The organism is Sphaerospermopsis sp. LEGE 00249 (assembly GCF_014299995.1).
Lineage (GTDB): Bacteria > Cyanobacteriota > Cyanobacteriia > Cyanobacteriales > Nostocaceae > Sphaerospermopsis > Sphaerospermopsis kisseleviana.
This window is the reverse complement of sequence record NZ_JACJUZ010000004.1, coordinates 42,486-64,293: the sequence shown is the minus strand read 5'-3', so window position 1 is coordinate 64,293 and position 21,808 is coordinate 42,486. Positions and strand designations below refer to the sequence as shown.

Sequence of the window (21,808 nt, the reverse complement as noted above, 5' to 3'; positions counted from 1 at the left end):
CTACACTTAACAAATCAAATTGTAACCCAAAATGGAACTAAAAACCGTAACTTTAGAAATTCCTGTAGGTTGTAACCTGATTTTAGGACAAACTCACTTTATCAAAACCGTAGAGGATTTATATGAAATCATGGTAGGAATATCCTCACAGGTTAAATTTGGTATTGCTTTCTGTGAAGCATCCGCCGCTTGTTTAATTAGAATGGCTGGCAATGATCATACTTTGCAAGCAGTAGCTACTAAAAATGCCAAATCTATAAGTGCTGGACACTGTTTTTTAATTGTGTTAAAAGATGCTTATCCGATAAACTTTCTTAATGCTATTAAACAATGTCCAGAAGTTTGCAATATTTATTGTGCTACTGCTAATCCTGTACAAGTAATTTTAGCAGAAACCGAACAAGGAAGGGGTATTATTGGTGTGATTGATGGATTTTTACCCAAGGGTGTAGAAGGAAATGAGGAGATAAAATCACGTCATGATTTACTGCGTAAATTTGGTTATAAAATGTAGTAATTTTGCAAGAAAAATGGCAATTAATTATAGACAAAAAATTATTAATCTATGGATAGTTTTTTTATTAGGTACGTTGTTTCATACACAGTTGGGTTTAATGCCATTATTTCACGGGTTAGATGTAGTAGAATCCCAACCAGCAACATCACTTAATGAAGTATCGGGTATTTTTTGGTTAATGTTAGGCTTCTTTATATTGCCGATGTTAGCAATTATTGGGAATACATTTACAGAAAATAAACGTTATCGAGTTATTCATTTTGGCTTAACTATTTTTTATGGTGTAATGAATTTAATCCACCTAGTTTTAGATTTACTTTTACCCCAAGTTATTTGGTATCAAATTGCTTTGATGGTGTTTTTATTTTTGATTGGGTTATTGTTGATTTTTGTGGCTTATCAGTGGATGAAATATCCCGTAAATAGACAAAATCCGGCAGAAGGCAATATTTCTATACCTTTCAGTTAAGGGATAACAAATGATGATATTTTTAAATCTCTGACTTCTTGAATAAGTTGGGTATTTTCGTGTTTATAAATAAGCTGTTTGTTGTGCCTTTAACTTGAATAATTAATACAAGCAAGATGCTTGTGCTACTGTAACTTCAGGTTTTTTAATTATACAGTTTAGCTGCACATCAGCTTAAACCTTTAATTTGCACCAAGGCGGGCAGGATGCCCACCCCACAAGAGTTTCAATTTTAGATAATATGCAAGTTAAATGTCCAACAGCTTAATTCAAGATTGCTATATTGCTTTTATTTTAAAAATAGGCTAAGATATTAGGCTTGTAAAATTATATTGATATGATAAAATCAATAAAAATATCTATGAATCAGCTTAATTTTCAACGTGCTAATACTCTCAAAGCTGCTTATAATGCTTGTAGTTTAGAACCGCTAGAAGGTCCAGATATAGAAAAATACTATGTTGATTTATCAGCAGTGCGAAAATCTTCAGCCGTTAAGGGTGTAAGTACAATTTTGGATTTTCAGGAAGCAGGAAATTACACTACTATTTTATTTACCGGTCATCGTGGTTCAGGAAAAAGTACAGAGTTAAAAAGGATTCAAAATATCTGGGAGGAAAATTATCATGTGATTTATTTAGAAGTGAATGAAGAAACAGATATTAATGATGCTAACTTCACAGATTTATATTTAATAGTCATTAAACAAGTTGAATTTGCTTTGCGGAAATTAGGTTTAAAATTTGATGAAAGATTATTAAAAAGTTTTGAAAATTGGTTTAAAGAAATTACCGAAGAAAATGAAGAAAGTGTAGAAAAATCTGTAAGTGTAGAATCAGAAGCCAGCTTAGGCGCAGATGCGCCATTTATTGCTAAATTAATGGTTAAATTGTTGGCACAGATTAAAGCATCTGATAAACAAAAAACTTCTATTCGGCAAACTTTAGAAAAAGATATTTCTCGACTCAAAGCAGATATTAACCTTTTGCTAGATGACGCTTATGCTAAATTGCGGAAAAAATATCCAGACTATAAAGGTTTATTGATTATTTTTGATAACTTAGATCGTGTTCCTCCTGGAGTTGCAGATCATTTATTTTTTGAATATGCGGCACAATTACAAGAACTGCATTGTACAATTATTTATACAGTTCCTATTTCGGTTTTGTGTTCGCCAAAAAATCCCCTATCTTTGTTTGATGGTAATCCTCATATTGTACCAATGGTGAATATTTACCAATTTGATCGGCAAAGTTCCCATTTACAAGATAATCAAACAGGACTGGAGGCAGTAGCTAGTTTAATTGAAAAAAGAGTAGATATTGATGCTGTGTTTAATTCCCGTAATGAATTGCTAGAATTAGCAAAGGCTAGTGGTGGCCATGTACGTCAACTTATGCAAATCATGAGGGCTGCTTGTTTACGTGCCAGCACTAATGATCATGATAAAATTCAAGCTCAAGATATTGTTTATGCTGTCAAACAACAACAATTTAGTTTTGAAAGATTTATTCCCAATGACCATTATCCATTGTTAGTGCAAGTTTGTATTAATAAAGATGTGAGTAAAGATGATATTGGACAGTTAATGCTGTTTAATACTTCGGTTTTAGAATATAACGGTGATAACCGATGGAATTATCCTAACCCAGTGGTAATGCAAAATGAATTCTTCAAACAAGCACTGGCAGAAATCACAACCTGATTTTAATTTTGAATTGGGGCAATTTATCGCTTTGAATGAGGATATTTTTGCGGAATTGTTGACTTTCGTGGACTTTTCCGAAAAGTTAACTTTGGGATTTATTGAAATTAACTTTCCTCCCGATGCAGAGTTATTAATTAATGCTTTAAAAACCGATTATAAATGTCAGGAAGTTCAATTTGTAACTCTCAATTTTCCTGATCCGAATTTGCGATTTTTGCGAGATGTAATTATTCAGGAATTGCCAAAAGTTGAAAAAGAAGCAAATAAAAAGTTAGTATTAATTATTCAAGGTTTAGAAAAATCTATTGGTCTTTCTGGGGAATATCCGCCAGTTTTACAAGATTTAAATTTTGTCCGGGATGCTTATAAAAAAACCGTACCTCATCCTATTTTATTTATTTTACCTGATTACGCTATTAATAGATTAGCTAAATTTGCCCCTGACTTTTGGGCTTGGCGTTCTGGTGTGTTTAGATTTAAAACTTTAGAAAAAACCAGAGAAAATGCCATTGCTCAAACTTTGCAAGCTGAAATCAAAATTGACAGAGTAGAACCACCGGAAAAGCAAGAAAGGATTGGGATTTTACAACGGTTATTGATGGAATATAAGCCTACCTGTGAGCAAGTAAATGATGGTAATTTACGCAGGTATGGGAATATTTTATTGGAGTTGGGAACAGCTTATATTAGTCAGCATCAACCGGAAACAGCGAGGGAATATTTAGAGGAAGCTTTACAAATTGCGGAAAAATTAGCAGATGTAAATTTTAAAAGTCAGGTTTTAAATAAAATTGGTGATGCTTATAGTGAGGAAAGGAAGTGTGAAACAGCGATTGATTTTTATCAACAAGGGTTAGATATTGCCCAAGAATTAGAAAACCGTAATGGTGAAGGTTATGTTTTATTTAAATTAGGTAATGCTTATTTGAATTTACGGCATTTTTCAGCAGCTAGAAAGTATTATCAACTCTGTCTAACAATTGATCAAGAATTAGATGATCACGATAACGAAGCTAGAACCTACCACCAGTTGGGAATTGTAGCCCAAGAAATGCGAGAATATGCCCAAGCACGGGAATTTTATCAACAAGCTTTAGCTATGCTTATCGAATATGGCGATCGCTATTCTCAAGCTAGTACCTACCACCAGTTAGGAAGAGTAGCCCAAGAAATGCGAGAATATGCCCAAGCACGGGAATTTTATCAACAAGCTTTAGCTATCTATATCGAATATGAGGATAGATATGAAACAGCTGGAACTTACCACCAGTTGGGAAGAGTAGCCCAAGAAATGCGAGAATATGCCCAAGCACGGGAATTTTATCAACAAGCTTTAGCTATCAAAATCGAATATGGCGATCGCTATTCTCAAGCCTTAACTTATCAAAATTTAGGTATATTGGCACACTTACAGGAAAATGATCAAGAAGCGAGGGTAAATTTACAAACAGCATTAGATATATTTATTGAATATAAAGATGAATATCGGGCGAATATTACGAGGGAGATTTGAGAGAAATTACCCCAATAAGCTCTTAAAAAAACATCTAAAATCAAAATTATTATACATTCGGATCAATCTAAAACAAATAACATTAATATCTTCTTCCTTCTTCTCTTGCTTCTCTAATGGATAATTCCCCCAGAGACATTTCTTGTTTTAATTCTTTTAATTGATTTTTAATTTCTAGTAATTCAGGTTCATTTATGATGGTGGCAACATTGCTAAATGAATTAATTTCTTTACCATTTAGACGAGCATGATTTTCAATTTGTTGCAGCATTAAAACAGATTTTTGCTGAATTATCTCATCTTCGGAACTTTTTATTTTTTCCGCTTCTGCTTGAATTACCTGTTGTAAAATTGTCTTTATTTCTGCCTGTAAAGAGTTACCATGTTTTTCGGCGCGAGTTTTTAAAGTCTCGATGATCATGGGATCTAAATCTTCTAAAATAATCTTAGTCATAGTTGAGTATTTACATTTCCATAAATTTGGCTCTTTGATAATATTTTAACATCTAAACTTTCCCAAATGCTTAAAAACAACTTAAAAAAAATTCCGCTTCCTCAATACTTGCTTGAAAAAAACCATTATACTGTTCGCTTCCTAACCACCATCCCGCATTTATTTGGGAAGGAATAGTATAACCTTGAAAACTAGTTTCTTGTGCAAATTTACCCCCAAAGGGTATATATTGCCAGGTTTTATCTATGGTTTGATTTCCCCAACGTGGTAATTTTACTTCTAAAACTCTACCATTTTCATCAATGATAAAAGTGAGATTAACTGTTTCACCCTCAATATTGAAAGTTGCTTGAATTGTATTGTGATCAATAGCTTGCAAACTTACCTGATTTTGTGGTAATAAAGTAGATGGCAACCAGAATAATTCACCTGCAAATCTACCAATACTAGAACGGTTAATATCAGGATTTTCTTCTTTGACTAATGGGATTAACCCCCAAATTTTAAACTCTACTTTTGCTGAATTATTATAATAATAATCTGCTCCTTTAATATTAAAAAATTTATTACCCATTACTGCTTGCCAAACAAATCCTTTAGTAGTTAAAATTTCTGTAGCTTGCATGGGTAATTTTTTATCTTTACTAGGTTGAAAATAACCTTGCATTTTTAACTTCACACCAGTTGCTAAGGGTGTTCCCAGAGTAATAGCGTGTAAGAAATAACGTTGTACTGGTTCTGGTAAGTTATTAATTACATCTTGGGTAAATGGCTGTTTTTCTGTTTTGGTATTTTCCAGATTTTGCCAAATTTGATTAATGTTGTTTTGCAGCATATTTTTTTAATAACGAACTACAGAGACACAGAGGATACAGAAAAAAATATTAGTAAGCTTTGAGTGTTAAGGAAGTAAAAATAGTAAGGGTTTAGCAATGCTAAACCCCTACAGTATACTGACTGATTACAAATCAATTTCAGCTTTTAACACCGTTGCATCATTGCTATGTGACACCTTAAAACCGAGTCTTTCACATACTCTTTGCATTCCTAAATTATCAGCTAAGATATCAGCAGAAATAGAGGATATTTTCTCGTTTTTACCTACTTCTATTAATCTCTTGAGTAACTCTGTACCTAAACCATTACATTGATAGCGATCGCTCACCAGCATAGCAAATTCTGCCCCATCATTACCATGTAATTTACTCAATCTTCCTACGGCTAAAATTTCCGTTGCTTGAGTTTCTGGGTTGTGATGTTCTGCGACTAATGCCATTTCTCGATCATAGTCAATAAAACAAATTCTTGTCAGTCTTTCATGAGCTATTCTTTGACTTAATTTAACCATGTGAAAATACCGCAAATAAACACTTTCCTCTGATAGTGTTTTATGGAATTTTACCATTAATGGTTCATCTTCTGGACGGATCGGACGGATAGTAATTGGTGTACCATTTTTTAATGTCCAATCACTAACATATTGGTGAGGATAGGGACAAATTGCTAATTTGGGTAATTCCGTTGGTTCTATTTTAGGAGAATGTAAAACTATTCTCCCATCTAATGCTATTAAACCACCCGGATGATCAGGAGAGGGAGGAATAGCTAATAAAGGATTAATATCTATTTCTTTAATCGCTGGTTGTTCTACTACCAAATGACTAAATACTACTAACAATTCCTCCAAAGCTGCCATATCTATACTTTGTCTACCCCGCACTCCTTTTAAAGCTTTGTAGATTTTAGTTTGTTCCATCATTCGCCGTGCTAGGGTAGTATTTAAAGGTGGTAAAGCTATGGCGCTATCTTGGAAAACCTCGACTAATTCTCCCCCAGCACCAAATAATAATACTGGTCCAAACTGCGGATCTAAACTACTACCAATTATCAATTCATAACCGCTAGTTTTGACCATTTGCTGCACGGTTACGCCTAAAAAATCTTCTGGTTTGGCTTTTTGTAATACCGAAGTTTCTATTAAATGATAAGCTCTTTTTACAGCTTCCGCATTCCGCAAATTTAACTGTACTCCTCCCACATCTGTTTTATGGGTAATTGTTTGGGAATACAATTTTAAAACCACGGGATAACCGATTTTCTCCGCACATTCTACTGCTTCTTCTGCACTCTTAGCAATACTTCCAGCGACAACTGGAATACCATAAGCAGCTAATATTTCTTTAGATTCAAACTCTGTTAAAATCGTTCTTCCGGCTTTTCTGGCATCGTTAATAATGGTTTCCACCAATGCACAATCACGGGTATTTGTATCACATTCTAAACTTGGTAATACCGGAGTTTCATAAATACCCTTGAGGTTATAGCTATACTGCCACATATAGCTAAATATCCGCGCTGCTGTATCGGGATAAGCATAAGTAGGAATACCTTGACGGTTAAGAATTTGTTTTCCTTCTGCCACATCTTCCCCACCCATCCAACTAGCTAAAATTGGTTTATTCGCCATTTGGGAATAGGGTTTTAATTCCTCAGCAATTTTTGTCGGATCGGTCATAGCTTGGGGTGTTAAAATTACTAATAACCCATCACTATTAGGATCTTTAGCAGCAATTTCTAAAGCTTTTGTATAACGTTGAGGATCGGCATCTCCTAAAATATCAATCGGGTTATTATGACTCCATTGTGGTGGTAAAATTTCATTCAAAGAATTAATGACTTCTTGGGAAATTGGTGCGAGTTTGCCTTTACTTTCTATTAATGTATCGGTGGCTAAGACTCCAGGACCACCAGCATTAGTTAAAATTGTTAAACTTGGACCTTTGGGGCGCGGTTGTTTTGCTAATACTTCTGACATATCAAATAAATCAGAAATACTATCAACTCTTAATACTCCACATCTTCTAAATGCAGCATCTAAAACAGCATCACTTCCTGCTAATGAACCTGTGTGAGAAGCGGCCGCTTTTGCTGCTGCTGCGGTACGACCGGCTTTAATAACAATTATCGGTTTTGTTAATGCTACTTCTCTCGCTGCGGACAGAAAAGAACGCGCATCACCGATAGATTCCATATAAATTACAATACTTTTTGTATTGGGATCATCTCCTAAATAATAAATTAAGTCTCCCCAACCTACATCTAACATTGAACCGATAGAAACGAAGGCACTAAAACCAACATTTTCCTGTAAACTCCAATCTAGAATTGATGTACATAAAGCACCGCTTTGACTGAGGAAACCTACATTTCCTGGTTGTGCCATTTTACTAGCAAAAGTAGCATTTAAACCGGAAATTGGACTCATAACTCCTAAACAGTTTGGTCCAATAATTCTAATTTTTCCTTTGTGTGCTATGTCGAGAATTTCTTTTTCTAAAGCTATTCCTTTTTCTCCTGCTTCTTTAAAACCAGCCGAGATAATTATTGCCCCTTTAATTCCAGCTTGCACACAATCAGTAATAATTTGTGGTACTGTAGGTGCAGGGGTAGCAATTACCGCTAAATCTATTTTTTCAGGAACATCAAAAATAGTAGGATAGGCTTTAATTCCTAATACACTATTGCGTTTAGGATTGATAGGAAAAACTGTTCCATTAAACGGATTTGTAATTAAATTCCAAAGTAAAGTTCTACCCACACTTCCAGGTTTTTCACTAGCACCAATAACAGCAACGGTTTGAGGTGCAAAAATCGCGTCTAAGGGGTTTAGTCTCTCAGTTTGTAAGATGTCGTAAGCTTTGTCTGGGTTTCGTGTGATAGATGCTTGCATAATTACTCCTTAATTAGTTATTAGTCATTAGTTATTAGTCATTAGTTGTTTTTTACAATTACCAATTACCCATTACCTATTTTCATTGTTATTGCATGAATATATTGTGATCTTGATCAAGAATTTGCATGATTTTTGAAAGTGCAGTGGTAATGCCTTTTTGTGCTGTTAGTGAAATGCGATCGCACAATTCAAAATTCTCTCCTGGGACTGTAATTAACCAGGCTTCTGGACAATAATTATACAGGTATTGAGACAAATAAAGCAATGATTCTGGATTCAATATATGTCCATTTATTTCTTTACCCATCGCTGGTAATAAAGATTCTACCTGTACATCCTCAGTTTGGCAATTAACACCAGCATCAACAAAAATTACTATATTTGTCTGGGCTAAATTTGCAGCTAATTCTGGTGTTAATTGATGAACACCATAGGATTTGACATTGGATAAATGCCATGATTGAATAGTATTTGCTATTCGTTGTCCAATGGCATCATCACCACGTAAATCATTACCATAACCAATTACTGTTGTTGTGATCATTATTCGTTAGGAAGATTGAAAAAGTCTTGATCTAATATTTGTTCTAGGGAAAAAGGGCAAATATTTGGATATTCATTTTCTGGAGGAATACGCACACCAAAAGAGGCTTTTTTTCCTTCTTGAATGGCTAAATTACGCCCGTCAGGATAGGCTCTTTCTAATGCTGTTTCTAAATAGGATTTCAAAGAAGGAGTATTTTTCAGAGCAATTAAAATCCGTTGACGATGTTCAATGATGGAACGATACCAACTTTGTGTCATTGAATCAGGAGCATCATGTTGTACCATCAGTTTTAGTAGATGTGCCAATAAAACCATTAAGTTACTTTCTAATGCTCTTTTTTCTGATTTCCCCAACTCTTTAAGCTCCTCAATTAAATTTTCAATATCTAATGAGTTAAATTGTTTGGTTTCTAAGGAGTTAATCGTTTGTTCAATCCACAGTTGAAAATCTTGTTCATAAAGATTTAACGAGTTATTAGACTGTTGTTGTTCTAATTGTTGTTTCACTAACTTCTCCTTTTTAATCTTGAAGTTCTATTAGTCATTTTATCATATATGTTATGAAATTAAGGATGACAACATAATAAATTATACGAAAATTAAAAGTTCTTAATACAAATAGTTCTTCATACCAAGGAAAATTTTGTTCTCGTTAGCAACAGATTAATTTTTTTTAAAATAGCATCAAAACTTGAGGAATTTGTGAAGAAACTCCACGAAAACAAACACAAACTTATGTTAATAATAAATGTGATTTATAGATTATTGGTTGTATAATCAATTGCGGTAACTGAATAAAGACAGTTAAAAAAATTTAGATAAGTTGTGAGGCTGTTTTATGCCTGAAGTCAATTTTCAACAGCCAATTAATAGTGCTGCTACTATTGTAAAAGAATACGCACTGGGGAAACGAGACTTTGAAAAAGCAGAATTAAGTGATGCTAATCTACAAGATGTTGACTTAAAAGGATCTGATCTTAGTTATGCTGATTTAAGTACAGCTAACCTTAGCGGTGCTAATTTGCGCGGTTGTGATCTTAGCTACGCTGATTTGAGTCAAGCTAATTTACAGAATGCAGATTTGCGGGGTGCAATGTTGTTTTCTGCGAATCTACGTCAAGCTGACTTGCAGGGAACCCATTTAGAGAATGCTGACTGTAACCATAACACCCATTTTCCCCACAACTTTGACCCAATGCAAGCGGGGATCAAGATGAGCGAATAACAGTATAAATATTGAGGCGGCTATATCAGCCGCTTATTTTTTATACAATTAAAAGATCCCCGAATTCTCCAAGAATTTGGGGATATATAAGATAATGTAATTAATCTCGACAAATTTGATTTACCACATTTCCATCTTTATTCACCAATTCTATCAATAAAGGCATTTGTCCAACTGCATGGGTAGAACAACTCAAACAAGGATCAAAAGCCCGAATACCAGCCTCTACCCGGTTTAACATTCCCTGTTGAATATCACTACCATTGACAAAATGACGGGCAATTTGGGCAACTGTACGATTCATTGCTAAATTATTTTGACCAGTAGCAATAATCAAATTTACCTTTGCCATCAAACCATTTTCATCAACTTTATAATGATGGAATAAAGTCCCCCTTGGTGCTTCACTGACACCCACAGCTTCTAATTGATTAATACCAGCTTCCGCCCGCAAACGAGTTGATAAAATATCTGGGTCATCCAGTAAAATTTCAATGTGTTCAATACAAGCCAAAATTTCAATTAACCGTGCATAGTGATAAAAGAAAGAAGATTTAACAGTACCAGTTCCATGACTGCGAAATTCTTTTAATTCTTTATCTGCTAACGGTGTACCAATCTGGCTACAAACATTCAACCTTGCCAATGGTCCAACGCGATACATTCCACTATCTAAACGGCAATGATCCCTTGTATCAGGATAACCTAAAGGACGATAGTAAGGAGATTTTAAATAAGAATCAGCTTGCACAGCTTCACCGATAAATTCAGGATAATTAGCAGCATCTAATTTATCAGCAACAATATTTCCTGCACTATCAACAAAGCGGATATGTCCGTCGTAGGTTTCCCATAGACCATCAGGAGTCACTAAACCCATAAATAAACTAGGAAAATTACCAAAAGTTTGCGCTTCTTTTTCGTAATCTTTTAGTAAACCTTTAAATAAATCTATGGCATTTAAAACCGTGGTTTTTGCTTCAGGAATGCGGTTTTGAATATGAGTGCGATTTTCTTGGGTTAAAGGATCACTGACACCACCAGGAACTGCCCAAGAAGGATGGACTTTTTTACCTCCTAATAGTTCAATAATTTCCTGTCCAAATTGCCGTAAACGAATACCACCTCTAGCTAATTCTGGGTCGGCTGCTATCAAACCAAACACATTTCTGTTTGCTGGTTCGCTGTCCATTCCTAATAATAAATCTGGGGCGCTCAGGTGAAAGAAACTCAAAGCATGAGATTGGACAATTTGCCCTAAATTCATTAACCTGCGTAATTTTGTCGCGGCTTTGGGAATAGTGACAGCCAGTATTTGATCACCTGTTTTTGCTGATGCCAATAAATGACTTACTGGACAAATACCGCAAATTCTTGCAGTAATTCCAGGCATTTCTGGGAAAGGACGACCCACACAAAACTTTTCAAAACCGCGAAATTCTGTCACATGAAACCGCGCATCATTTACTTGACCGTTATCGTCTAAATAAATGCTAATTTTGGCGTGGCCTTCTATTCTCGTAACCGGATCAATAACGATTTTTTTCATATTATTTGGGAATTGGGAATTGGGAATTGAGAATTGGGAATTGGGAATTGCTGATTAAAAAACATAAAATTGATTACCCAGTCACCAGTCACCAGTCACCAGTCACCAGTCACCAGTCACCAGTCACCAGTCACCAGTCACCAATCACCTAGAGATCATAAACCCTAGCTTCTTCGGTTTCTGGAAACTCCTCACAGTATTCTTCAAAAGCTGTTTTTAAAGGTTTCATTGCCCGTTGGTGGGCTATTTCCGCTTGTATTTCTTCTACCACATCCCAAGCGGCTGCACATTCGGGGGAATTAATTCCTTTTTCTGAACAAACAAGACGAGCTTTTCTAATTTCATCTTGTAATTCTTGTTCTAACAAAATTGCATGGGGTTTTTCTAAAGCACTGCTGCCAGCTAAGATGTCAGTTAATGAGATTATTCCTATTAATTCGCCACTAATTACCGGCGCACGATGTAAACGATAATTAGCAAATAATCTGGCTACATATTCTAAACCTAGTTCGGGATTGACGACAATACAAGGTTTAGTCATAATCTCATAAACACGGACTTTATTTGTATCTTTCCCGTAGGCTATGACTTTATAAACAATGTCGCTTTCAGTTACAATTCCATAAGCATCTTGATCATGACGACGATCTACAATTAACGCCCTCCAGTCTCTAGCTTTCATTAAATCAATTGCTTCTTTAGCTGTAGCAGAACCGCGAATCATTGCTACATCTTTTGTCATTACATCTGCTGCTTTTAACATAATTCACCTCGGACTAAATTGAAAATTGAAAATTGAAAATTGAAAATTGAACATTGGATTACCCAAATTTAATCATTTCCCGTCCTTCCATTACTGGTATTTCTCCTTTTAATAATGGTTCAAGTGCCGCACGAATGCGAGAGGCTGAAGGAGGACAACCGGGTAAATAAATATCAACTGGTACTATGTAATGAACGGGTACAACTTTATCAATTAAGGGTGGAACAATACCAGGTGAATGGGGTATTTGTTGATTAACATCTGCACCTTCAATATAAGCTAATTGCAGACTCACATCTGCATTTCCTGTTGGGTTACGCATAGCGGTTACATTTCCAGTAACAGCGCAATCTCCAAAGGAAATAATTGTTTTGGTGCGTTTCCTAATTTTGTGGACCAATTCTAAATGTTCTTCGTTAGCGATCGCCCCTTCTACTAATACCACATCCACACCTTCGGGATATTCTTTAATATCAGCAATGGGACTATAAACTACATCAACTTGGGCGGCTAAATCTATTAACCATTCATCCAAATCTAAAAAGGACATATGACATCCAGAACATCCACCTAACCATACTGTTGCTAATTTTATTTTATCCATCTTTGTACCTTTTTATTTTTTATTTGTTACTTGTAAGTAATATTTTCCATTCTTTCACAACATTAATTGGAACTGAAATATCAATAGACTTCGCACCAGGTAAAGGTATTGCCAAATTTAAAGGTTCGGTCGGTAATTGGGGCAATATTTCAGTGAAATTATATTGACCAATTGTGGGCGCTGGTGCTTCATCTAAAAATATATCAGGAGCGTTCCAAATTTGACCAGTTTTTGAGGTAATTCTTAACGGTTGGGGGTGAATTAATTCCGCAGAACCAGGAAAACCAACTAAGCGCAAATTAATATTAGATGTTTGCCCAGGGTAAACTTGTTTAAACAAAACAACTTGCCAAACTTTACCTAAGTTATCATCTAATTTTGTTTGTGAGCGATAAAGAACTTCTCCTGGAGTTTCTTCTATTTGCGTAACAACAGCAATTGCAGTCTGGAAGGTGAAACTGCCTAAACCCAGGAATATCAATGTTGTCCAGATCCCCAGGAATAGCAACCGTAAAAAGATGTTGCCAATACGGTTTAACATTGGTTTTACCTCCTGGTAATTGGTAGGAAATATTCCCCGATACCCAACCTTCTAAACATTCCATTGTTTTTTCTCTCTGGCAGTGACTAAAAATTCAATTTTGCCTCGATCATGTACCATTTCTCCCACACTAGAACCTTGATAGAACAGCGCACCTGTAGGACAGGCATTTACACACTTACCACAAGAAGTACAAGTTTGAGAAGTTCCCCAAGGCTGATTTAAATCAGTAATTACGTGAGATTTTGATCCTCTACCTGCCATGTCCCAAGTATGTGCGCCTTCAATTTCATCACACACACGAACACAGCGAGTACAAAGCACACAACGATTATGATCTATGCCAAATCTATCATGAGAAGTATCAACAGAACATTGAGGATTTTGATATTCTAAACGTACATGATCCATGCCCATTTCTATGGCTAAATCTTGTAATTCACAATTGCCATTAGCAACACAAACAGAACAAATATGATTACCTTCGGCAAATAACATTTCGATAATTGTCCGGCGGTATTTTTGGAGGCGATCGCTATTTGTATTCACCTCCATTCCTTCAGAAACTTTGGTAACACAAGCTGGTAAAAGTCTATTCATACCAGCAATTTCTACCAAACACAAACGACAAGCACCCACATCTTCCACACCTTCTAAATGGCAAAGTGTAGGAATATGTATACCCGCTTCCTGTGCTGCTTCTAGTAAGGTTTCATCCTCACGGGCGCTAATCATTTGCCCGTTAATTGTTAATGTTTTTACTGTCATACGAATTTTAGATTTTGCAATTAGTAACTATCAATTGTCAATTGTCAATTATCAATTATCAAAGCTAAATACTCATCTCGAAAATATCGCAAAGTGCTAAAAACTGGATTTGGTGCAGACTGTCCTAAACCACATAAACTGGTATATTTCACCATGTCACACAATTCTTCTAATAATTGCAAATCAGCTTGTGCAGCTTTACCATCACCAATCTTCACTAATAAATTATGGAGTTGCACAGTTCCCACCCTACAAGGAATACATTTTCCACAGGATTCATCCATACAAAATTCCATGAAAAATCTCGCCACATCTACCATATTTGTGGTTTGATCCATGACAATCATCCCACCAGATCCCATCATTGATCCCAAAGCAGTCAATGATTCATAATCTACAGGTGTAGCAAATTTTGACGCAGGTATACATCCCCCGGAAGGTCCTCCAGTTTGTACTGCTTTAGCAATACCACCATCAGGAACACCACCACCCATTTCTTGAACAATTTCCTCTAAAGTTGTCCCCATAGGTACTTCTATTAACCCTGTATTGCGGATTTTTCCAGCTAGTGCAAAAACCTTTGTCCCTTTACTTTTTTCTGTGCCAATACTCGCAAACCATTCCGCACCATTTCTCATAATTGGGGCAATATTCGCAAAGGTTTCTACATTATTAATTAAGGTGGGATAACCCCATAAACCAGATTCCGCCGGATAAGGTGGCCGGGGGTGAGGAACACCACGTTTACCTTCAATAGAAGCCATTAATGCTGTTTCTTCACCACAAACATACGCACCTGCACCAATACGAATTTCTATTTTAAAATCAAAGGGTGATTCAAATATTTGTGACCCTAAAAGTCCTAATCTTTGGGCTTGGCGAATAGCAGTTTCTAATCTTTTAATAGCGGTGGGATATTCTGCCCTCACATAAATATAACCTTGACTTGCCCCCACAGCATAAGCAGCGATCGCCATTCCTTCTAATACTCGATGAGGATCACTTTCTAATACACTCCTGTCCATAAATGCACCGGGATCACCTTCATCCGCGTTGCAAATAACAAACTTTTTCTCACCTTGAGATTTTGCCACTGTCGCCCATTTTAAACCTGTGGGATAACCAGCACCTCCCCTTCCTCTTAACCCACTTTTAGTAATAGTTTCTACTACTTCAGTAGGTTTCATTTCTCTTAGCACTTGGTAAAGGGCTTGATAACCATTTTCCACAATGTAAGATTGAATCCTATCCGGGTCAACTTTACCACTATTTTCTAACACAATGGGTAATTGTTTCGTAAAAAATGGTTGGCTCAAATCTTGCTCTTTTAAATCTGTTTCTTTACCCTGCATAGCCTCAATCACTTTTGCTGCATCCTCTGGGGTAACTTGTTCATAAAGTTTCGTTTCTTTGTTGTTTTCTTGATCCACCTGAACTAAAGGACCTTGACAACAAAGCCGCATACAACCCACACCAGAAACATGAATTTGATCCTCTAGACCCGCAGCTTTTACAGATTTTTCTAAGTTATCTTTCACCGTTTGAGAACCAGAAGACAAACAACCCGCAGCAGTACAACAACGAATCTGTACAGGTTTCGCCTGAGAACGTTCTATTCTGGCAATTTCTAATAATTCATTTAGTTCCATTCTGCCATTCTCCCACTTTTTCACAAACTGTTTCTGAAGTTTGATTTCCTAAAACAGCACCATCAAAAACTACCGCTGGTGCAATACCACAAGCACCTAAACATCTTGCAGTTAACAGGGAAATTTCCCCATCAGGTGTTGTATCTCCAGCTTTAATTTTGGTGGTATTTTCTAAACTTGTTAAAATTGCTTGTGCGCCTTTTACATAACAAGCAGTACCTGTACAAACTACACAATTATGTTTACCTTTGGGCGCAAGGGAAAATAAATGATAGAAAGTTGCTACCCCATAAACCCGACTAGGTGGTAATTTTAATTGGTGGGCAATGTACAACAATAAATCTAGTTCTAAATAACCGAATAATTCTGAAGCCCGATGGAGAATTTCAATCAGTGCATCTTGTTGATATTGATGCCGTTTGATAGTTGCGTCCAACATTTTCAAACGTTTATCTCCACTCGGATGATTCTTAGGAGGTGAATCTGTAGTTTTCATAATCATTGATAATTGATATTGGGTAATTGATATTTGGTAATTGGTGATTCAATTTTGGATTTTGGATTTTGGATTGTATTTCATTAACTTCAACCTAAAATCTAAAATTTTTTCCCCAGTCCCCAGTCACCTGTCACCTATTCCCTATTCCCTATTCCCTCAAAATGTATAATATACACAGAACAAGGTGCATGATGTAAAACATAATTACTAACACTACCGATTAAAAATTCGGTGATTCCAGAAAGTCCACGTCGTCCAATCACAATCAAATCCGCATTCCATTCTTTGGCAAAGTTACAAATTACTTTACCCGGACTACCAACATTTTGCGAAAATTCAGTATTAATGTTCTCAGAATTTGCTTGGGCGCAGAATTTTTGTAACATTTCCAAACCCTCGTCTTTATGCACTTCCAGCTTTTGCAAGTACCTTTTGATGCTGTCATCACCCCAGCCTGGATAGTAATCCATCTGAGAATTAACCATTACATCATGAATACCGTCTTCATCAGGTGATATAACGTGCAATAGCATTAATTTGGCTGATGTTAACCTTGTTAAAGACACGGCTTGTTCAAAAACTTGTTTTCCCATGTCCGAGCGATCCAATGCAACTAAAATTTTGTTAAACATTGCTACCTCCATCTTAGCTCGCCAATTATTGAAAATAGCTCTTTCTGCTTTCTAGATTCTTGGTTAGTCAAAATATGTTTATTTCATTTGGATTTCTTGACACTAATCTTCACAATTCGTTAATTTTTCACACCTGCCCTGTGACTTGGTTTACACTTATGCTTATAGGCAAACAATTTGAGGAACTTGTGAGGATAGATTATTGGTAATTCAGTCAGTATTCATCTGAGAAATTGGTTAATTACAGCAGGAGTCAGGAGTAAAACTGGCTTTGTGTATAGGTTTCAATTTAGATTCTGTACCGTATGGCTAACGCCACGCTATATTTAATTTATATTTAATTTATATTTAATTTATATTTAATTTATATTTCATCATCTACTGATTTATCAATTATTCTGACTTGTTACCACCGAATTATTACAGAATATATATTTTCAGCTTGATATAAATTTATATTTCTACATCAATGTTACTATGTTACTATTTAATGTATAGAGTTAAACTTGTTTAAATTATATCTAGGAAAACATAATTTAATATTAAGTTGTTTTCCACTATTACCAGCTTTTAAAGCTACTAGATTAGGGAAGCTTTTAATATGAAGATTTTAGTGATCGAGGATGACCAGTTAAATGCCTATGCACTTACCACCTTTCTCACTGAGCAAAATTATGCAGTAGAAGTGGCCAATGATGGTGATGCAGGCTGGGATTTAGTCGAAACTTACGACTATGATTTAATTCTTTTAGATGTTATACTACCCAAAATGGACGGTATTAGTTTATGTAAGAAAATCCGCTCTAGTGGTCGGCAAGTACCGATTTTATTATTAACAGGATGTGATAGCTCTCACGATAAAGCCATTGGCTTAGATGCAGGTGCTGATGATTATGTAGTTAAACCTTTCAATCAAGAAGAACTTATAGCTCGTGTTAGGGCATTATTACGACGGGGAAGCATCGCCTCGCAACCTGTATTAGAGTGGGGAAATTTACGATTAGATCCCAGTAGCTGTGAAGTAACATATCAGCAAAATCTTCTATCACTCACACCAAAAGAGTATGCTTTGTTAGAACTCTTGATGCGAAATAATCGCCGAGTCTTTAGCTGTGGCATGATTTTAGAGCATCTTTGGTCCTATGAAGACACACCGGGAGAAGAAGCTGTTCGCACCCACATTAAAGGTTTACGTATGAAGCTAAAATCAGCGGGAGCTCCTCACGATTTAGTAGAAACAGTATATGGTATTGGTTATCGTCTTAAACCCCAGGAAGATGAAGGAGAGCAATTAGGAAACAGGGGAAATAAAAAGACGAAAGAAACAGGAGAAACAGGGGTATTAAAGGATGAGAAAAGCAATTTAAAATCTCAGCAAACTCTTACAGCTATTGGGGCAATTTGGCAGCGATTTCGTGGACGGGTAGAGGAACAAGTTACTATCATAGAACGGGCAGTACAACAAATTGTAAATTCAAGCTTAAATTCAAGCTTAAACTCAGAAGTGCAAACTGAAAATTCATCACTTGCGCTATCACAGGCTATTAAAGAAGCCCACACTTTAGCAGGATCTTTAGGCACTTTTGGTTTACCTAATGGTTCAGAATTAGCGAGAAAAATTGAAAAATTACTCAAATCTGGTAAAACCCTAACTACAAGTGATACAACCAATCTCAAAAATTGGGTTAAATTACTCCGTCAAGAAATTGATAGCAAAAATCAGGAAAATCTACCCTGCCATAATAATAACCATAAACATTCTTTAAATTTACCACAACCATTAGACCAAACAACCTCTAAAGCCAAAATATTAGTCGTAGATGATGACCCACAAATTTTAGCATTATTACAAACATTACTTACACCTTGGGGAATGGAAATTATTCCACTTAATTATCCCCTGCATTTTTGGCAAACTTGGCAAAGCGTCCAGCCAGATATGCTAATTTTGGATATAGAAATGCCTGGTACAAATGGGATTGAATTATGTCAAATGATTCGCAACAATCCCCAAGGTAGTGAACTACCAATTTTATTTCTTACTGTCCATAACGATGTCGAAATAGTGAATCAAGTTTTTAGCGCAGGTGCTGATGATTTTGTCAGCAAACCCATCATAGGATCGGAGCTAGTTAACCGCATTATTAACAGATTAGAACGGGTGAAACTGTTAAGAAGAATGGCGCAAAATCGAAACAAGCAAGTTAATAACCTAGAAAATCAAAGTAGATTTATTCAGGAAAGTTATCACAATTTAGTCGAAGTTTATCCAGAAGCAATTTTGATTGTCAGTCAAGATAAATTTGTCTTTGTCAACAGTGCCACAATGAAACTTTTTGGTGTTACATCAACAGCAGAATTATTAGGTAAGAAATTTATTGACTTTGTACATCCCGATTTTCAAAGGGAAATGAACAAAGAACTGCAAAATATCCAAATCAATAAACAATCAATTTCCCTGCATGAAGTTAAGTTTGTCAGATTAGACGGTAGGAAAATTCATGTAGAAATAGTGGTTGCTTCTCTCACCTACCAAGGTCAATCAGCAGCCCAAATATTTGCTCGTGATATTACTCAACGCAAGCAAACAGAATTAGCACTGCACAAAGCTAAAGACGAACTAGAATTAAGAGTAGCAGAACGTACAGCCGAGTTAATTACTGTTAATCACCAATTACAATCACAACTCGATGAAAGACGACGGACACAGGAAGCTCTGCGAATTTCTCAAACTCGATTTGAAGGCATTTTAAGTATAGCTGATGATGCCATTATTTCTATTGATAGTAATCAAAAAATTACTTTATTTAATCAAGGTGCAGAAAAGATTTTTGGCTACTCTGCTCAAGAAGTGCTAGGAGAAAAACTAGATTTACTCTTACCTATGCGCTTTGCTGAACAACATCGCCATCATGTATTTGATTTTGGTAAATCTTCAGGTTCTGCTCGCAGAATGGGAGAAAGAAGAGAAATATTTGGTTGCCGCAAAGATGGTACTGAATTTCCCGCAGAAGCTTCTATTTCTAAATTAGAAGTGGGTGAAGAATGTGTTTACACAGTAATATTGCGAGATATAACTGAACGTAGACAAGTGGAAAAAATGAAAGATGAATTTGTCTCTGTTGTTAGTCATGAATTGCGTACTCCCCTAACATCAATTCACGGATCTTTAGGAATGTTAGCTAGTGGTTTATTACCAACAGATTCAGAACAGGGTAAACGCTTGTTGCAAATAGCCACTGATAGCACCGAGCGTTTAGTAAGATTAATTAATGACATTCTCGATATTGAGCGCATCGAGTCGGGTAAAGTCAAAATGGAACGGGAAACTTGTAATTTACAAGATTTAATTAACTCGGCTGTGAATATTATGCAGCCTCTAGCCAATAAAGCTGGGGTAAAATTATCTATTTCTAGTGTATCTGTAAAACTCTGGGCTGATCCGGATCGGATTATTCAAACTTTAACAAATTTGTTGAGTAATGCGATTAAATTTTCCACATCTGGGGCTACAGTTTCTTTGTTGACAGAATTAAAAGAAGATGAGGTACTGGTGACAGTTACAGATACTGGAAGGGGAATACCAGTTGATAAGTTAGATAGTATTTTTGAACGATTTCAACAAGTTGATTCTTCAGATTCACGCAACCACGATGGTACTGGTTTAGGGTTGGCGATTTGTAAGAGTATTGTACAGCAGCACTGCGGACAAATCTGGGTAAAAAGTTTGTTAAACAAAGGTAGTAGTTTTTATTTTACACTGCCAATTTGCCAGATTGATCAAACACTTGAATTAGAAAATTTAGCCACTGAAGAAACTGAAGAAATTATCATTAATAATCAGCATTCTCCTTTGGTTTTAGTTTGTGATGATGATGCGGTAATTCGTGGTGAATTAAAAAACTTATTGGAACAAGGGGGATATCGGGTAATTACAGTAGATAGTGGTGAAGAGGCGATCGCTCAAGCCGTTGCTCAACATCCCGATATCATTGTATTAGACTTAGTCATGCCCGGTATGAATGGCTGGGAAACAATGGCACTATTAAAGAAACGTCCAGATACTCAGGATATACCAATTGTGATTTGTAGTGTCTACAAACCCAATAAAAATAATCAACCTAGTGCTAATTTTGTTGATTGGTTAAGCAAGCCAGTAGAGGAAAATTCCCTGTTAAATTCCTTGAGAAAATTTGTATCTGAACCTTCTCGCAAAGTTAAGATTTTAATTGTTGAAGATGATCATGATTTGGCAGATTTATTAGCAACTTTGTTTGCTAGACATGATATTGAAACTTTCCTGGCTAAAACTGGTAGAGAAGCTATTCATCTCAGTCAAAAGGTAAATCCTGATTTACTAATTCTTGATTTAATCTTGCCAGAGAGTGATGGTTTTACAGTTGTAGATTGGTTAAAACAACATAATCAACTTTTTAGTATTCCCGTAGTTGTTTATTCTGCTAAGGATTTGGATGATTCGGAACGCCATCGACTAAAATTAGGACATACAGAATTTTTGACTAAAGGAAGAGTTACTACCCAAGAATTTGAACAACGGGTGATGGATCTGCTACAAAGAATTACCCATAATCATTAGTCAGGAGGCAGGAGGCAGGAGGCAGGAGGCAGGAGTCAGGA

Annotated in this window: 20 protein-coding genes; 7 read left to right on the top strand and 13 right to left on the bottom strand. The window is 35.9% G+C overall.

Annotation, left to right across the window (positions count from 1 at the left end):
* The first annotated feature begins 31 nt into the window (after window positions 1-31).
* The 4 genes from H5968_RS02685 (at window position 32) to H5968_RS02670 (ending at window position 4,207) form a co-directional block, all read left to right on the top strand.
* Complete coding sequence (locus tag H5968_RS02685) at window positions 32-514, top strand: adenosine-specific kinase (RefSeq protein ID WP_187038702.1); 483 nt, start codon at window positions 32-34, stop codon at window positions 512-514.
* Window positions 515-530: 16 nt separating this feature from the next.
* Window positions 531-986 (top strand): hypothetical protein, encoded by a 456-nt coding sequence (locus tag H5968_RS02680; RefSeq protein ID WP_187038701.1) that lies wholly within the window; start codon window positions 531-533, stop codon window positions 984-986.
* Between the two features lie 361 nt (window positions 987-1,347).
* Complete coding sequence (locus H5968_RS02675; RefSeq protein WP_187038700.1) at window positions 1,348-2,691, top strand: P-loop NTPase fold protein; 1,344 nt, start codon at window positions 1,348-1,350, stop codon at window positions 2,689-2,691.
* The gene (locus H5968_RS02670; protein WP_187038699.1) at window positions 2,651-4,207 is read left to right on the top strand and encodes a lipopolysaccharide assembly protein LapB; all 1,557 of its coding nucleotides are present in this window, start codon (window positions 2,651-2,653) and stop codon (window positions 4,205-4,207) included. The genes H5968_RS02675 and H5968_RS02670 overlap by 41 nt, the downstream gene beginning before the upstream one ends.
* A gap of 82 nt (window positions 4,208-4,289) precedes the next feature.
* On the opposite strand, the gene H5968_RS25410 is transcribed toward H5968_RS02670, so the two are convergent.
* From H5968_RS25410 to H5968_RS02645, 5 genes are all read right to left on the bottom strand, one after another.
* Window positions 4,290-4,661, bottom strand: coding sequence for a hypothetical protein (locus tag H5968_RS25410; RefSeq protein ID WP_255427028.1), 372 nt, complete (start codon window positions 4,659-4,661; stop codon window positions 4,290-4,292).
* Window positions 4,662-4,731: 70 nt separating this feature from the next.
* A complete protein-coding gene (locus tag H5968_RS02660; protein WP_222620529.1) occupies window positions 4,732-5,496 on the bottom strand; it encodes a DUF6544 family protein in 765 nt (254 codons plus the stop codon).
* 126 nt (window positions 5,497-5,622) lie between these two features.
* The gene (acs, locus tag H5968_RS02655) at window positions 5,623-8,391 is read right to left on the bottom strand and encodes an acetate--CoA ligase alpha subunit (protein ID WP_187038698.1); all 2,769 of its coding nucleotides are present in this window, start codon (window positions 8,389-8,391) and stop codon (window positions 5,623-5,625) included.
* 88 nt (window positions 8,392-8,479) lie between these two features.
* The gene (locus H5968_RS02650; RefSeq protein WP_187038697.1) at window positions 8,480-8,938 is read right to left on the bottom strand and encodes a hydrogenase maturation protease; all 459 of its coding nucleotides are present in this window, start codon (window positions 8,936-8,938) and stop codon (window positions 8,480-8,482) included.
* Window positions 8,938-9,447 carry a DUF29 domain-containing protein gene (locus H5968_RS02645; RefSeq protein ID WP_187038696.1) on the bottom strand — a complete coding sequence of 170 codons (510 nt, stop codon included), beginning with the start codon at window positions 9,445-9,447 and terminating at the stop codon, window positions 8,938-8,940. Before H5968_RS02645 ends, H5968_RS02650 begins: the two co-directional genes overlap by 1 nt.
* 331 nt (window positions 9,448-9,778) lie before the next feature.
* Between H5968_RS02645 and H5968_RS02640 the strand changes: the two genes are divergently transcribed.
* Window positions 9,779-10,165, top strand: a complete 387-nt coding sequence (locus tag H5968_RS02640) for a pentapeptide repeat-containing protein (protein ID WP_187038695.1) — start codon at window positions 9,779-9,781, stop codon at window positions 10,163-10,165.
* Between the two features lie 100 nt (window positions 10,166-10,265).
* Here H5968_RS02640 and H5968_RS02635 read toward each other — a convergent pair whose 3' ends face one another.
* Window positions 10,266-11,714 carry a Ni/Fe hydrogenase subunit alpha gene (locus H5968_RS02635; RefSeq protein ID WP_187038694.1) on the bottom strand — a complete coding sequence of 483 codons (1,449 nt, stop codon included), beginning with the start codon at window positions 11,712-11,714 and terminating at the stop codon, window positions 10,266-10,268.
* Window positions 11,715-11,740: 26 nt separating this feature from the next.
* Between H5968_RS02635 and H5968_RS25405 the strand changes: the two genes are divergently transcribed.
* Window positions 11,741-11,866, top strand: coding sequence for a hypothetical protein (locus tag H5968_RS25405; protein ID WP_255427027.1), 126 nt, complete (start codon window positions 11,741-11,743; stop codon window positions 11,864-11,866).
* On the opposite strand, the gene H5968_RS02630 is transcribed toward H5968_RS25405, so the two are convergent.
* The 7 genes from H5968_RS02630 to H5968_RS02600 all read right to left on the bottom strand — a co-directional run bounded on the left by H5968_RS02630 (window position 11,863) and on the right by H5968_RS02600 (window position 17,170).
* Window positions 11,863-12,477: a CP12 domain-containing protein gene (locus H5968_RS02630; RefSeq protein WP_096571658.1), complete on the bottom strand. Its 615-nt coding sequence runs from the start codon at window positions 12,475-12,477 to the stop codon at window positions 11,863-11,865. The two genes, H5968_RS25405 and H5968_RS02630, sit on opposite strands and share 4 nt — an antisense overlap.
* Window positions 12,478-12,535: 58 nt before the next feature.
* On the bottom strand, window positions 12,536-13,081 hold the full coding sequence (locus H5968_RS02625; protein ID WP_187038693.1) for an oxidoreductase: 546 nt from the start codon (window positions 13,079-13,081) through the stop codon (window positions 12,536-12,538).
* Between the two features lie 19 nt (window positions 13,082-13,100).
* Window positions 13,101-13,622 (bottom strand): DUF3122 domain-containing protein, encoded by a 522-nt coding sequence (locus tag H5968_RS02620; RefSeq protein WP_187038692.1) that lies wholly within the window; start codon window positions 13,620-13,622, stop codon window positions 13,101-13,103.
* Between the two features lie 51 nt (window positions 13,623-13,673).
* Entirely contained in the window at window positions 13,674-14,390 is a 717-nt protein-coding gene (gene hoxU, locus H5968_RS02615) for a bidirectional hydrogenase complex protein HoxU (RefSeq protein ID WP_187038691.1), read from the bottom strand.
* A 44-nt stretch (window positions 14,391-14,434) separates the two neighbouring features.
* On the bottom strand, window positions 14,435-16,039 hold the full coding sequence (locus H5968_RS02610; protein ID WP_187038690.1) for a NuoF family protein: 1,605 nt from the start codon (window positions 16,037-16,039) through the stop codon (window positions 14,435-14,437).
* On the bottom strand, window positions 16,026-16,535 hold the full coding sequence (gene hoxE / locus H5968_RS02605) for a bidirectional hydrogenase complex protein HoxE (RefSeq protein ID WP_096572828.1): 510 nt from the start codon (window positions 16,533-16,535) through the stop codon (window positions 16,026-16,028). Before hoxE ends, H5968_RS02610 begins: the two co-directional genes overlap by 14 nt.
* Window positions 16,536-16,672: 137 nt before the next feature.
* Window positions 16,673-17,170, bottom strand: a complete 498-nt coding sequence (locus H5968_RS02600; RefSeq protein WP_096572827.1) for a universal stress protein — start codon at window positions 17,168-17,170, stop codon at window positions 16,673-16,675.
* A 601-nt stretch (window positions 17,171-17,771) separates the two neighbouring features.
* Here H5968_RS02600 and H5968_RS02595 point away from each other — a divergent pair.
* Entirely contained in the window at window positions 17,772-21,767 is a 3,996-nt protein-coding gene (locus H5968_RS02595; RefSeq protein ID WP_187038689.1) for a response regulator, read from the top strand.
* The last annotated feature ends 41 nt before the right edge of the window (window positions 21,768-21,808 follow it).

Excerpts from the sequence above, each read along its gene's own strand:
- H5968_RS02685 (WP_187038702.1), top strand. The coding sequence starts at position 32 with ATGGAACTAAAAACCGTAACTTTAGAAATTCCTGTAGGTTGTAACCTG.
- H5968_RS02680 (WP_187038701.1), top strand. The coding sequence starts at position 531 with ATGGCAATTAATTATAGACAAAAAATTATTAATCTATGGATAGTTTTT.
- H5968_RS02675 (WP_187038700.1), top strand. The coding sequence starts at position 1,348 with ATGAATCAGCTTAATTTTCAACGTGCTAATACTCTCAAAGCTGCTTAT.
- H5968_RS02670 (WP_187038699.1), top strand. The coding sequence starts at position 2,651 with ATGAATTCTTCAAACAAGCACTGGCAGAAATCACAACCTGATTTTAAT.
- H5968_RS25410 (WP_255427028.1), bottom strand. The coding sequence starts at position 4,661 with ATGACTAAGATTATTTTAGAAGATTTAGATCCCATGATCATCGAGACT.
- H5968_RS02660 (WP_222620529.1), bottom strand. The coding sequence starts at position 5,496 with ATGCTGCAAAACAACATTAATCAAATTTGGCAAAATCTGGAAAATACC.
- acs (WP_187038698.1), bottom strand. The coding sequence starts at position 8,391 with ATGCAAGCATCTATCACACGAAACCCAGACAAAGCTTACGACATCTTA.
- H5968_RS02650 (WP_187038697.1), bottom strand. The coding sequence starts at position 8,938 with ATGATCACAACAACAGTAATTGGTTATGGTAATGATTTACGTGGTGAT.
- H5968_RS02640 (WP_187038695.1), top strand. The coding sequence starts at position 9,779 with ATGCCTGAAGTCAATTTTCAACAGCCAATTAATAGTGCTGCTACTATT.
- H5968_RS02635 (WP_187038694.1), bottom strand. The coding sequence starts at position 11,714 with ATGAAAAAAATCGTTATTGATCCGGTTACGAGAATAGAAGGCCACGCC.
- H5968_RS02630 (WP_096571658.1), bottom strand. The coding sequence starts at position 12,477 with ATGTTAAAAGCAGCAGATGTAATGACAAAAGATGTAGCAATGATTCGC.
- H5968_RS02625 (WP_187038693.1), bottom strand. The coding sequence starts at position 13,081 with ATGGATAAAATAAAATTAGCAACAGTATGGTTAGGTGGATGTTCTGGA.
- H5968_RS02620 (WP_187038692.1), bottom strand. The coding sequence starts at position 13,622 with ATGTTAAACCGTATTGGCAACATCTTTTTACGGTTGCTATTCCTGGGG.
- hoxU (WP_187038691.1), bottom strand. The coding sequence starts at position 14,390 with ATGACAGTAAAAACATTAACAATTAACGGGCAAATGATTAGCGCCCGT.
- H5968_RS02610 (WP_187038690.1), bottom strand. The coding sequence starts at position 16,039 with ATGGAACTAAATGAATTATTAGAAATTGCCAGAATAGAACGTTCTCAG.
- hoxE (WP_096572828.1), bottom strand. The coding sequence starts at position 16,535 with ATGAAAACTACAGATTCACCTCCTAAGAATCATCCGAGTGGAGATAAA.
- H5968_RS02600 (WP_096572827.1), bottom strand. The coding sequence starts at position 17,170 with ATGTTTAACAAAATTTTAGTTGCATTGGATCGCTCGGACATGGGAAAA.
- H5968_RS02595 (WP_187038689.1), top strand. The coding sequence starts at position 17,772 with ATGAAGATTTTAGTGATCGAGGATGACCAGTTAAATGCCTATGCACTT.